The following is a 12278-nucleotide window of genomic DNA, read 5'->3' as shown; positions in this document are numbered from 1 at the left end:
AGCACTCAGGGAGCTCTCATCGTCGGCGGAGATGCTCGTGGACATGACCGAGAGCCTCCGCCGCAGCGGCGAGTACGAGCACGCGCACGAGAACCCCTACCAGGGCACCCAGCAGCACGCCTCCTCTCCCGTGACCCCGGTGGGCCCGGCGACCCCGGTGTACCCGGCGAGCCCGGTGGACCCGGAGTGGCCGCCCCCGCCGGCGCAGCCGCCCGCGCAGCCGGTGACGGCGGACGCCGCCGGGCCCGGCGACCCCGCCGAGCCCCGCAGGAAGCGCGCCCGGCGCGGTCCGGTCGCCCTGCTGGCGGCCGTGGCGATCGTCGCGGCGGCCGTCGGCGGCGGCACCGCGTACGGCATCCAGGAGCTGACCGGCAACGACACCGTCGCCTCCAGCGCCACCAGCACCAACGTGGTTCCCTCCAGCCAGAAGGGCACGGTGGCCGGGGTCGCCCAGGCGGTCAGCCCCAGCATCGTCGAGATCAGCGCCGCCTCGAACGCCGGCTCCTCCACCGGTTCCGGCGTGATCATCACCAGTGACGGCGAGATCATCACCAACAACCACGTCGTCTCCGGCGCGTCGTCGGTCAAGGTGACCACCAGCGACGGCAAGGAGTACACCGCGCAGGTCGTCGGCACCGACAGCAAGAAGGACCTGGCGCTGATCAAGCTGGAGGACGCCTCCGGGCTGAAGGCGGCGACCCTCGGCGACTCCGACGGCGTCCGGGTCGGCGACCAGGTCGTGGCCATCGGCTCCCCCGAGGGCCTGACCGGCACCGTCACCAGCGGCATCGTCTCGGCCCTGGACCGCGACGTGACCGTCTCGACGGACGAGGGCCGGCAGCAGCAACAGCAGCGGCAGGGCGGCGGCTGGCCGTTCGAGTTCGGCGGCCAGGAGTTCAACGGGGACACCGGCTCGTCCACCACGACGTACAAGGCGATCCAGACGGACGCGTCCCTCAACCCGGGCAACTCCGGCGGTGCGCTGATCGACATGAACGGCAACATCATCGGCATCAACTCCGCGATGTACTCGGCGGCCGGCTCCTCCTCGTCCGCCGACGCGGGCAGCGTGGGCCTCGGCTTCGCCATCCCGGTCAACACCGTCAAGGCCGACCTGGCCGACCTGCGGGCGGGCGCCGACAGCTGAGCGGCGACCGCCCTTTTCCCCCGCCTCCCGTGAACGTGCGACGCTGAAGGCGTTCAGCCCCCGTGTCCCCACCGCACCCGAGGAACCCCCAGCCATGAGCCCCGCAGAAGGCGACCGTGACACCCAGCGGATCCTGATCGTCGACGACGAGCCGGCGGTCCGCGAAGCCCTCCGGCGCAGCCTCGCCTTCGAGGGGTACGACACCGAGGTCGCCGTCGACGGCGCGGACGCCCTGGAGAAGGCGGCGGCGTACCGGCCCGACCTGGTCGTCCTCGACATCCAGATGCCCCGCATGGACGGCCTGACCGCCGCCCGGCGCATCCGCGGCGCCGGCGACACGACCCCGATCCTGATGCTGACGGCCCGCGACACGGTCGGCGACCGGGTGACCGGGCTGGACGCCGGCGCCGACGACTACCTGGTCAAGCCGTTCGAGCTGGACGAACTGTTCGCCCGCATCCGCGCGCTGCTGCGCCGCAGCTCCTACGCGGCGGCGGTGGCGGCCTCCGAGGAGGACGACGTCCTCTCCTTCGCCGACCTGAGCATGGACCTGGCGACGCGGGAGGTCACGCGGGGCGGGCGGCGAGTGGAGCTGACCCGCACGGAGTTCACCCTGCTGGAGATGTTCATGGCGCACCCGCGGCAGGTGCTCACGCGGGAGCAGATCCTGAAGGCCGTCTGGGGCTTCGACTTCGAGCCGTCGTCCAACTCGCTCGACGTGTACGTGATGTACCTGCGCCGCAAGACCGAGGCGGGCGGCGAGCCGCGCCTCGTGCACACCGTCCGCGGCGTGGGGTATGTGCTGCGGCAGGGCGGCGCGGAGTGATCAGACGCTTCCGCACCCTGCCCCTGCGCTCCCGCCTGGCCCTGCTGGTGGCGGTGGCGGTGGCGTTCGCGGTGGCGGCGGTTTCGGTCACGTGCTGGTTCATCGTGCAGGGGAAGCTGTACGCGGAACTCGACGACGACCTGCAATCGTCGGTCGTCGTCCTGGAACAGCGACAGCTCGACAGCATCGTCGGCTCCTGCGGCCAGGAGCCCTCGGACACCGACTCCATCGGTCCGCGCAGCGGGAGTTACGGACAGTTGGTGCGCTCCGACGGCACGGTGTGTCTGCTGCCGTTCGCCTCGGCAGCGGTCGGGGTGACCCATCAGGACAAGAAGGTGGCCAGGGACCCGGACCCCAACTCCGCGACGGTCCGCAACGGCACCGACAGCAACGGCGACCGGGTGCGTGTGCTGACCACCGCCGTCACCGTGAAGACGCCGCTGGGCCGCGGCGTGGCCAAGGACTACGCCTATGTCGCCGCCGTCCCCCTCGACAGCACCCGGTCCACCCTGAACGAACTGGCCCTGTTCCTGCTCCTCGTCTCCGGCATCGGCGCGTTCGGCGCCGGCGCCGCCGGGCTCGCCGTGGCCCGTGCCGGTCTGCGCCCCGTCGACAAGCTCACCGCGGCCGTCGAACACGTCGCCCGCACCGAGGACCTCACCGTCCGTATCCCCGTCGAGGACGACAGCGAGGACGAGATCGCCCGGCTCTCCCGGTCCTTCAACTCCATGACCTCCTCCCTGGCCAGCTCCCGCGACCTGCAGCAGCAGCTCATCGCCGACGCGGGCCACGAACTGCGCACGCCCCTCACCTCGCTCCGGACGAACATCGAGCTCCTCACCCGCAGCGAGGAGACCGGCCGGCCGATCCCCGAGGCCGACCGCAAGGCGCTCCTCGCGTCGGTGAAGGCGCAGATGACCGAGCTGGCCGCGCTCATCGGCGACCTCCAGGAGCTGTCCCGCCCGGACACCGGCCAGCACGCGGGCCGTACGCAGATCGTCGCCTGGCAGGACGTGGTCGCCTCGGCGTTGCGCCGCGCCCGGCTGCGCGGCCCGGAGCTGACGATCACCGCCGACGTCCAGCCCTGGTACGTACGGGCGGAGCCGTCCGCCCTGGAGCGGGCGGTGGTCAACGTCCTGGACAACGCGGTGAAGTTCAGCCCGGACGGCGGCACCGTCGACGTACGCCTGGCCGACGGCGTCCTGACGGTCCGCGACCGCGGCCCGGGCATCCCCGCCGAGGAACTCCCCCACGTCTTCGACCGCTTCTGGCGCTCCCCGTCGGCGCGTGCGCTGCCCGGCTCGGGCCTCGGTCTGTCGATCGTGGCGCGGACGGTGCAGCAGGCGGGCGGCGAGGTGACGCTGGCCCCGGCCGGTGACGGGGACGGCGGGACGGTGGCGACCGTACGGCTGCCGGGGGCACCGGTGCCGCCGCCGGAGCCGGACGCGGCGGACGGGGACGACTGACGACGCGGCACGGACGTCTTCGGATGTCAGTGGCGGCTCCTGAGTCGGGACGCATGAGTTCCTCCCTGAGCGTCCGCCTTCTCGACGTGGCCGCCACGCGTGCGCTCGTCGGTTCCCGCGACGACCAGCTGCTCGAGGTGATACGCACCGCGTTCGGTGACGACCTCGCCCGCGACGACGACTACTTCGGCCACGCGATCGCGGACGGCGCTCCCACGGCGTACGAGGCACTGCGCGCGGTCGTCCACGGCGGGCCGTTCAGCGACGACAAGGACCACGCCTTCCAGTACGGCTACGCGTACCAGCGGCTGTGCTCGCTCACCGGCTCGTTCCTGGCGGTGGGCGCCGGCGGTGGCGGCGGTGAGCGTGAGGCCGAGCCGGCCGAGGCTGCGGACGGAAGGGTAGAAGTAGCCGACGAAGGCGGCGAAGGCGGCGAAGGCGGCGAAGGCGAGGAGTTGACCGGGTGTCATGCGGTCGGCCGAGATCTCCCACACGCCCAGGCCGATCACCGCGAGCACGCACAGCGTCTCGGCGACCTCGACGCACTGCTCGTACATCTCGCTCAGCCGTGCTCCGCGCACGGACGCCTTCATCCAGGCGCGTGCCTCGCGGTCGAGGCGGGCCTCTTCGGCGCGTCGGCGGTTGTCGCTGTCGACACGGAAAACATTACGGGAAACCGGAGCCGGTAAATGCCGATTCCACTTGGACCTCGATTAATCGGGGCTGAGACGAATTTTCAGACGGTGCCGGGAACCGGGCAGGAGCTGACACAGAATTTAGGCAAGAAAAAAGCGGGCCCATGACGGACGAGGTCCGTGGGCCCGCTGGAAACCGCGCGGCGCTACCGCACGATCGTGATCCGGTCGGCCGCCGGCGGCGCGATCGGGTCGGTCGCCGAGGAGTTGGCCGTCAGGTACTGCTCCAGAGCCTTCAGGTCGTCCGCGCCGACCACGTCGTTCGTGCCCTGGCCGAGCGTGGGGAAGCCGTCGCCGCCGCCCGCGAGGAAGCTGTTCGTCGCGACGCGGTAGGTGGCCGCCGGGTCGATGGCCGCACCGTTCAGGCGGATGGAGTCCGTGACCACGCGGTCGGGGCCCGTCTTCGTCAGGTCCAGGGTGTAGGTCAGGCCGGACGAGACCTGGAGGATCTTCGGCGCCGCCTCGTTCGAGCCGCTCACCTGCTCCTTCAGGACCTGGATCAGCTGGGCGCCCGTGAAGTTCTGCAGGTTCACCGTGTTGGCGAACGGCTGCACCGTGAAGCCCTCCGCGTACGTCACCACGCCGTCGCCCTCGGCGCCCTTGGCCGCGTAGGTCAGCGGTGCCCGGATGCCGCCGGGGTTCATCAGGGCGAGGTCGGTCTCCGGGTCCAGTTCCTTGCCGTAGGCCAGCTGCGCGTCGGCGATCAGGTCGCCGAGCGGGGACTCGGTGCCGGTGTTGCCGATGTCGCCGGAGATGTAGCCGATGGGGCGGTTGCCGATGGGGGCCGCCAGGGTGTTCCACCGGTCGATCAGCGACGTCATGTCGGGCGCCTTGGGGACGTCCCTGGTGACGACGTGGTTGGCCGACTTCACCGCCGTACGGGCGATGTCGCCCGTCCACCGGTCGTAGGTGAGCGTGGTGTCCGTGTAGAGGCGGCCGAAGGACGCGGCCGAGGTGACCATGCGCGGCTTGCCCGCCGGGTCGTCGATCGTGCAGACGTACGCGTTGTGGGTGTGGCCGGTGACCAGCGCGTCCACCTGGGGCGTGACGTTCTTGGCGATGTCGACGATCGGTCCGGAGATGCCGTCGTCGGCGCCCGGGGAGTCGCAGTCGTAGTTGTAGGAGGACGAGGCCGGGAAGCCGCCCTCGTGGACGAGCGCGACGATCGACTTCACGCCCTGCCCCTGGAGCACCTTGGCGTACTTGTTGATCGTCTCGACCTCGTCCTTGAACTGCAGGCCCTTCACACCCTCGGCGGAGACGATGTCCGGGGTGCCCTCCAGGGTCACGCCGATGAAGCCGACCTTGACGCCGTTGTTCTTCCACACCCAGTACGGCTTGAGGACGGGCTTGCCGGTCTTCTCGTCCAGGACGTTCGCGGCGAGGTAGGGGAAGTCGGCGCCCTCGAACTCCTTGTCCGTGTAGCAGCCCTCGGTGGGGTGGCAGCCGCCGTTCTGGAGGCGGGCCAGTTCCGTCGCGCCCTCGTCGAACTCGTGGTTGCCGACGGACGTGACGTCCAGGTCGAGCTTGTTGAGCGCCTCGATCGTCGGCTCGTCGTGGAAGAGCCCGGACAGCAGCGGGGAGGCACCGACCATGTCGCCGCCGGCCGCGGTGATGGAGTACGGGTTGCCCTTGCGGGCCTGGCGCAGATGGGTGGCCAGGTACTCCACGCCGCCCGCGTCGACCGTCTTCGTCGTGCCGTCCGGCTGGACCTCGGTGACCCGGCCGGAGGAACCGGCCGGCGGCTCCAGGTTGCCGTGCAGGTCGTTGAAGGAGAGGAGCTGCACGTCCTGGTAGCGGCCGGGCTGGTGTCCGTCGTGGCCCTCGCCCGCGCTCGCCGTCCCCGGCAGCGCGGCGGCGGCGAGCGCCCCGGCGGTCACCGCGCCGGCGGCGACCGCGAGGAGACGGGTCGTACGGCGTCTGCGGCGCGGTTGATGCGACTGTGCTGTGGCTGGCATGCGCCCCCCTGTGGGTCTGCGTGGGTGGAGCCGCCGAGGTGACGGCCCGTCGGCGCAGCCTAGAGTCAACGCGCGTAGCGCGACAGGGGGTTCCCGGTTACATCCTGGTTTACCTTCTGCCGCCACTTTGCCGGGCCCGCCCCTTACCCTCGTACGCATGACCAGCGACGACATCGCGCGGCCCGGCCGCCCCCGCTCGATCGACACGTACGCCGCGCTTTCTCCGGAACACACCGAGGACGTCCTCCGGCTGCTCGACGAGGCCGCTCGGAACGACGGTCAGCAGGCCGTGTCCGAACAGGGACGGCTGCAACTGCGCGGCGGGGCGCGCGAGGGCGTGTCGCATCTGCTGCTCACCACCGACGGCGAACTCGTCGGCTACGCCCAGCTGGAGGACACCGACCCGGTGGAACCGCCCGCCGCCGAACTGGTCGTCCACCCCTCGTACCGCGGGCAGGGACACGGACGGGCGCTGGGCTCGGCGCTGCTCGGCGCCTCGGGCAAGCGGCTGCGGGTGTGGGCGCACGGCGGCCACTCGGCCGCCCGGCATCTCGCGCAGGTCCTCGGACTGTCCCTCTTCCGGGAACTGCGGCAGATGCGACGGCCGTTGGCGGACCTCGCCCTGCCCGACCCGGTGCTGCCCGAGGGCGTGACCGTGCGGACCTTCATGCCCGGGCAGGACGACGCGGCCTGGCTCGCCGTGAACGCCGCCGCCTTCGCCCACCATCCCGAGCAGGGCGCCCTCACCCAGCGCGACCTCGACGACCGCAAGGCCGAGCCGTGGTTCGACCCGGCCGGCTTCTTCCTGGCGGAGCGGGAAGGCGAGCTGATCGGCTTCCACTGGACCAAGGTGCACACGGCCGAGCAGCTCGGCGAGGTGTACGTCCTCGGCATCCGTCCCGACGCCCAGGGCGGCGGCCTCGGCAAGGCCCTGACCACCATCGGCCTCCGGCACCTGGCGGAGCAGGGGCTGCCCACGGCGATGCTGTACGTCGACGCCGACAACAAGGCGGCCGTGTCCGTCTACGAGCGGCTCGGGTTCCTGACCCACGAGACGGACCTGATGTACCGCACGGAGACGTGACCGGCGCCGAAGACCCGACGGCCCGCCCCTCCGGCTGACGGCCCCGCACCGGGCCGTCCGCCCCTCAGGCCGACGACCCCGCCCGGCGTCCGCCCGGCCCCCTGACGCGTGCCCACCGCGCCGACGGCTCCGGACCGCACAGCCCCCACGCCACGACCGCCGCCACCGACACCAGCGCCCAGCGGTCGTGCGCCGCGTCCCAGGCCGGGTTCTCCGCCGGCACGAACAGCTCCCAGCCGTCCGGCAGCAGCAGCGGAGCGAGGACGGCCGAGGTGAGCAGGGCCGCCGCGACCGCCTGCCCCGGACGCTGCTCCCGCGTCAGGCGCACCGCCGCCGCGGCGCCGGCGAAGGCGAGGGCGCACGTCGCCGCCGCCTCCACGGTGACGCCGGCCACCGGAGGCCGTACCTTGGCCGGGGCGAGGAGCAGCACCGCCGCCCACCACAGCGCGACCGGCGGGGCGACGAGCACCGCCCGCAGGGCCTGCCGGAGGGGGCGCCGGGTCGGTACCGGCGCCGTGAGGTGCCGGGCCGGGTCGTCCAGCAGGAAGGCCAGTCCCAGAGCGCCGACGAGGGCCGCGGCCCGCAGCAGGACGAGCGTCAGCCAAGGCGTCGGCCCGCCGCTGACCAGCCGGGACGTCCCCGCGAGGAGCAGCCCGACGGTCCCGGCGGCCCCCAGCGCCCGCCACGGCAGCGTCCGCCACACCGGACGCACCAGCGCCCACACCACTCCCCGCCCGGCCGTGCCCTTCCCGTGCTCCCCGGTCACTCTCCGCACGAGTCCGCCCCACGGGGCCCGGCCACGCCCAGCAGCTGTGCCGCCCGGGCCGTGGTGACGTCCGGGGAGGTCAGCTCGGCCCAGTGCGCCTTCACCTTCCCCGCGGTGTCGTCGTCCGCCCGCTCCAGCAGACGGCGGACGACATCGGTCTGACCCTCCGTCATGGTCAGCGGGTCGGTGGGCGACAGGACGACGGCGGAGCCGCTCAGGCTGTCGTCGAGGCGGACCCGGCGCAGGGCGTCCAGCGGGTCGTCCTGCCAGCTCAGCGACAGCCACATGAGGGTGACCATCCGGCCGTCGCAGATCGCGCCGCTCGCCTTCTCGTCCCCGGCGACCAGCACGGCGGCGACGGCGGTGGAGAACTCCGGGACCCGGTTGCCGCCCCAGGAGGTGCCCACGGTCACCTGGTGCGCGGCGGCCGACGGGGGGAGCGCGGCGTCGCCGTCCAGGCCGTGGCGGGCGTCGATCCGCTGCCGTACGACGAGCGGCTGGGTGCGGGCCGAGCCGCCCGCGAGGGACTGGACCCGGTCCACGACCCCGGCCCAGGTGCCCGTCCGCGCCGTCCACTCGGGGAAGGCGCAGTACGTCGAGCGTCCCCGCTCGACACAGGTCTGCTCCTTCTCCGGGCTGACCGAGAAACGCTCCCGGGCCGCGGTCACCTCGGGGGACACCTCTCCCGCCTGGCCCACCGCGCCCACCAGCGCGAGCACCAGCGTCACGGCGACGCCCGCCTTGACGGCGACGTTCCGCCCGCCCGCGGCCAGCACCGCGAGGAAGGCCGCGCACAGGGCCAGGCCCGCCAGGTACAGGGCGTGCCAGGCGGCGGGCCGGCCCAGCAGGTCGGAGGGCAGCGTGTCGGTGCCGGCCTCGGTGACGACCGGTGCCAGCCACGCCGTGCCCTCGCCGCCGGCCGGGAACGCGCCGAGGACGAACGTGAACAGGAAGCACACGGCCAGCAGCGGTGCCGCGACCGGCGACGGCGCCAGCCGGGCCAGCAGGACCCCGGCGGCCCCGAGCAGCAGCACGGTCAGCGGTCCGACGGCCAGCTCGGCCGGCGAACCGTGCCCGATCGCGCCCGGCTTCAGCGCCTCCCAGGTGAACTGCCCGGCCACGCACACCGCCGTGAGCGCGGCGGCCGGTACGACGGACAGCACGTGGGCGACCGTACGGCGCCAGGGCGCGACGACGAGCACCGCGAAGTGTCCCTCGGTGCCGTGGCGCCGCGAGCGCAGCACGGCGAAGTCCGCGCACAGCATGACCGCGGTGCCGACGAGCAGGGGCCCGCCCTGGGTGGCCCGGTCGGCGTCCTGCAGGGCCGGGTACCCGTCCCAGGACTGCTGGGTACGCCAGACGATCCAGCCGGTGTACGCCACGAAAGCGACAACGACCGGAACGTTCAGCAGCAGTCTGCGCGCCTCGAACCGGGCGAGGGCGAGCACGGCCCGTACGCTCCCGCGCGTATCGGTGCGCACGACGGCCGGAGCCGCCTCCATCACCGCGCTCACGCCGCCACCTCCGTGGCACCGGCGCCGTCGAGGGTGAGCAGGTAGCCGTCCTGCAGGGTCGGTTCGAGCAGTTCGGCGCCCGCGGGCGGCTCCCCGACGTTCCGGAAGGTTCCCGTCCCCGTACGCCATCCGGCCTTCGCGCCCGGATCCCGCTGCGTACTGCTCCACACCCGCCCCGCGGCCCGCGCGGTCAGCTCGGCCGGCGTCCCGTCGAAACGCACGGCGCCGGACGCCATGACCAGCACCCGGTGGCACAGCATGGCCACGTCCTCGGTCTGGTGGGTGGACAGCAGCACGGTCCGCCCCTCCCCAGCACGGGCGATCAGCTCCCGGAACCGCATCCGCTGCTCGGGATCCAGTCCGACGGTCGGCTCGTCTAGCACCAGGAACCCGGGATCACCGACCAGCGCCGCCGCGAGGGCGACCCGCTGCCGCATCCCGCCGGACAGCTTCTTGATCCGCCGTCCGCGCACGTCGCCCAGATCGACCTCCTCCAGCACCCGCCGCACCTCGCGGTGCCGGGCGCCGCGATCGGTCAGCTCCTTGAGGATCGCCACGTAGTCGACGAACTCGAAGGCGGTGAAGTCCGGGTGGAAACCGGGCGTCTGCGGCAGGTACCCGAGCCGGCGCCGCACCTCCTGCCGCCCGCGCGCACTGCCCGGATCGTGGCCGAGCACGGTGAAGGCCCCCCGGTCGGCGGGCACGGCCGTCGCCAGCACCCGGAGCAGGGTGGTCTTGCCGGCCCCGTTGGGCCCGAGCAGCCCGGTGACGCCCGGGGTCAGCCGCAGCGACACGTCGTCGAGGGCGCGGGTGGCACCGTAGTGAAGGCTGAGCCCGGATGCGGAAACGGTGGGGGTCATACGGCACTCCCGTGCAAGAGGAAGACTGAAGAGACGAGGACGGGGGCAGACACGGCGGTCACGCGGCCCCCCTCGGAAAGACGTCGAAACGGTCGCGGAACAGGAACAGCAGCCCGGCACCCAGGGCCGCCACGGCCCCGGAGACGCCCTGTCCTGCCGCGGTGAACGGCGCGAGCGTCGCGTCGGCGCCCGGTTGCGCGGCGTTCGCGGCGAGCAGCACCGCGACCCACGCCCCGCCGACCGCGGACGGCGCGAGCACCGGGCCCAGCCGGGGTGTCAGCGCCAGCCCGGACGCGGTGAGGGCGAGCGCGGGCAGCAGCCAGGCCAGCGCCCGCAGCCCGTAGTCGGGCAGGGCGAGGGTGGCGAGACCATTGAGACCCAGCCCGGCGGCGAGCACGGCGACCGTACGGATCATCAGCAGCCGGAAGCCGTGCGTCGGCGACACGACCGCCATCTCGTACGTCGGGTCCAGCCCGGGCCCGTACGACAGCGCCACGCCGGCCAGCGGCAGCAGCGGCGTGAAGGCGAGGAACAGCGTGGGCGAGTGCGCGGCACGGGACGAGACGGCGATGACGAAGGTCGTCACGAGCACGGAGACGACCGCACCGAGCCAGGAGCGGCGCAGCACGGGCGTGGCGGCGAGCAGCCGTGCGGTGTGGTCGGCGACGCCGAGCCGTACCAGCAGCCCCTCGAACCACCCCGGCCGCGGCGCGTCCAGCTCGGCGTCCAGCCGCTCCCAGCCGGCGTCGAGGGCGGCGACGTCGCTGACCCCGGCGAGGACGCCCCGGCACCGCGCGCAGGAGGTCAGATGGGCGTCGGCGGACCACAGCAGGGGTGCCGCCAGCTCCCCGCGGGCGTACGCCCGCAGGTCGTCCTCGGCCACGTGCCAGGTGTTCTCGATGCTCATGCCAGGGCCTCCCGCAGCTGCTTGCGGGCCCGCATCGCCCGCGTCTTGACCGTGCCCGGCGGGATGCCGAGCAGGACGGCCGCCTCGCGGGTGGTCAGCCCGTCGATGACCGTGGCCTGGAGCACCGCCCGCAGCTCCGGCGAGAGCCGGACGAGCGCGCCCGCGAGGTCGCCGTGCTCGACCCCGGCCAGCACGCGCTCCTCGGCCGACGCCTCCTCCCGGTGCCGCAGCCGCGCCAGTGCCTGCCGCAGCCGCCCCCGCGCCCCGTCGCCGCGCAGCGCGTCGACCAGCCGCCGCGACCCGATGCGCCACAGCCACCCGGCCACGTCACCGTCCTGCCGGTAGCGCGCCGTGCCCCGCCACACGGCGAGGAAGGTCTCCTGTACGACGTCGTCCACGACCCCGGCGTCGGCGCAGCGGCTGCGCATGCGGGCGGTCAGCCAAGGGGCGTACCGGCGGTACAGCTCCTCGAAGGCGCGCCGGTCGCCGTCCGCCGCGACGGCCCGCAGCAGCTCCCCGTCGCTTCTCGTTTCGCTCACGTCTCCTCATCGGACGACCCCGGCCAACCGGTTCACACGATCACAGCGGACTTCCCACCGGACCTCCGGGCCCCATGGCCCCGGCATCCACTGCCGCCCGGCGGTGGGCCACGCGGCCCGGCGCCGACACCTTCGCGACGGCCTCGCGCCTTCTGGGCGCCTGTGCCCACCCGCCGGCTGGCCGGGGCTCTGCTCACGTGCCTGGGGGTGGGTGCGGTCGTCCGGTGTGGGTGCTGCCGGGGGTCTCCTGGTCCGGCGTTTGCTTCGGTGCCTGGCGTGGGTGCGGACCGGGGTGGGTGGCGCAGCCCGGCGCTATCGGGTTGCCGCCCGCGCCCACCCGTGCCGCCCCAGGCGGCACGACTGCCCGCGGTTACGGCTGCGGCGGCGCCCGGCTGTCACTGCGGCGCGGCGCGTGACTGCGCGCGGTGCCGCGGCGCTGCGCGGGCACCGCGACGGCGCGGCAGTCGCGTACGGCGAGAAGGGGACGTGCCGGGGGGTGTCCGCCCGCAGCGGTTG

10 protein-coding genes and 2 pseudogenes are annotated in these 12278 nt (G+C 73.5%); 5 read left to right on the top strand and 7 right to left on the bottom strand.

The features are described from left to right. Positions 1-43 precede the first annotated feature (43 nt). From IE260_RS14075 to IE260_RS43365, 4 genes and pseudogenes are all read left to right on the top strand, one after another. A complete protein-coding gene (locus IE260_RS14075; RefSeq protein WP_189871585.1) occupies positions 44-1147 on the top strand; it encodes a S1C family serine protease in 1104 nt (367 codons plus the stop codon). A 94-nt stretch (positions 1148-1241) separates the two neighbouring features. Further along, entirely contained in the window at positions 1242-1973 is a 732-nt protein-coding gene (locus IE260_RS14070; RefSeq protein ID WP_189871583.1) for a response regulator transcription factor, read from the top strand. Next, entirely contained in the window at positions 1970-3439 is a 1470-nt protein-coding gene (locus IE260_RS14065; protein ID WP_189871581.1) for a HAMP domain-containing sensor histidine kinase, read from the top strand. The genes IE260_RS14070 and IE260_RS14065 overlap by 4 nt, the downstream gene beginning before the upstream one ends. A 23-nt stretch (positions 3440-3462) precedes the next feature. After that, positions 3463-3711, top strand: a pseudogene (locus IE260_RS43365) (DUF7691 family protein); the annotation flags it as partial. Positions 3712-3774: 63 nt separating this feature from the next. Here the strand turns inward: IE260_RS43365 and IE260_RS14060 are convergent. Together IE260_RS14060 and IE260_RS14055 are read right to left on the bottom strand one after the other, a co-directional pair. Next, positions 3775-4086: pseudogene (locus tag IE260_RS14060) on the bottom strand (ABC transporter ATP-binding protein); the annotation flags it as partial. Positions 4087-4280: 194 nt separating this feature from the next. Beyond that, positions 4281-6092 (bottom strand): bifunctional metallophosphatase/5'-nucleotidase, encoded by a 1812-nt coding sequence (locus IE260_RS14055; RefSeq protein WP_189871579.1) that lies wholly within the window; start codon positions 6090-6092, stop codon positions 4281-4283. 157 nt (positions 6093-6249) lie between these two features. Here IE260_RS14055 and mshD point away from each other — a divergent pair, with 157 nt between their 5' ends. Further along, positions 6250-7176 carry a mycothiol synthase gene (gene mshD / locus IE260_RS14050; RefSeq protein WP_189871577.1) on the top strand — a complete coding sequence of 309 codons (927 nt, stop codon included), beginning with the start codon at positions 6250-6252 and terminating at the stop codon, positions 7174-7176. Positions 7177-7240: 64 nt separating this feature from the next. Here the strand turns inward: mshD and IE260_RS14045 are convergent, their stop codons facing one another. From IE260_RS14045 to IE260_RS14025, 5 genes are read right to left on the bottom strand one after another with little or no spacing between them, the layout of a single operon-like run. Continuing rightward, complete coding sequence (locus tag IE260_RS14045) at positions 7241-7951, bottom strand: ABC transporter (RefSeq protein WP_229880752.1); 711 nt, start codon at positions 7949-7951, stop codon at positions 7241-7243. Beyond that, the gene (locus IE260_RS14040; RefSeq protein WP_189871575.1) at positions 7939-9456 is read right to left on the bottom strand and encodes an ABC transporter permease; all 1518 of its coding nucleotides are present in this window, start codon (positions 9454-9456) and stop codon (positions 7939-7941) included. The genes IE260_RS14045 and IE260_RS14040 overlap by 13 nt, the downstream gene beginning before the upstream one ends. Next, positions 9453-10316 (bottom strand): ABC transporter ATP-binding protein, encoded by an 864-nt coding sequence (locus tag IE260_RS14035; protein ID WP_189871573.1) that lies wholly within the window; start codon positions 10314-10316, stop codon positions 9453-9455. Before IE260_RS14035 ends, IE260_RS14040 begins: the two co-directional genes overlap by 4 nt. A gap of 58 nt (positions 10317-10374) precedes the next feature. After that, positions 10375-11223 carry a zf-HC2 domain-containing protein gene (locus IE260_RS14030; protein ID WP_189871572.1) on the bottom strand — a complete coding sequence of 283 codons (849 nt, stop codon included), beginning with the start codon at positions 11221-11223 and terminating at the stop codon, positions 10375-10377. Continuing rightward, entirely contained in the window at positions 11220-11762 is a 543-nt protein-coding gene (locus IE260_RS14025; RefSeq protein ID WP_189871570.1) for an RNA polymerase sigma factor, read from the bottom strand. Before IE260_RS14025 ends, IE260_RS14030 begins: the two co-directional genes overlap by 4 nt. Between the last annotated feature and the right edge of the window lie 516 nt (positions 11763-12278).

Source organism: Streptomyces viridiviolaceus (assembly GCF_014650995.1).
GTDB classification, from domain to species: domain Bacteria; phylum Actinomycetota; class Actinomycetes; order Streptomycetales; family Streptomycetaceae; genus Streptomyces; species Streptomyces viridiviolaceus.
Note: the sequence above shows the minus strand (reverse complement) of the source record. Positions and strands in the feature narration are given on the sequence as shown.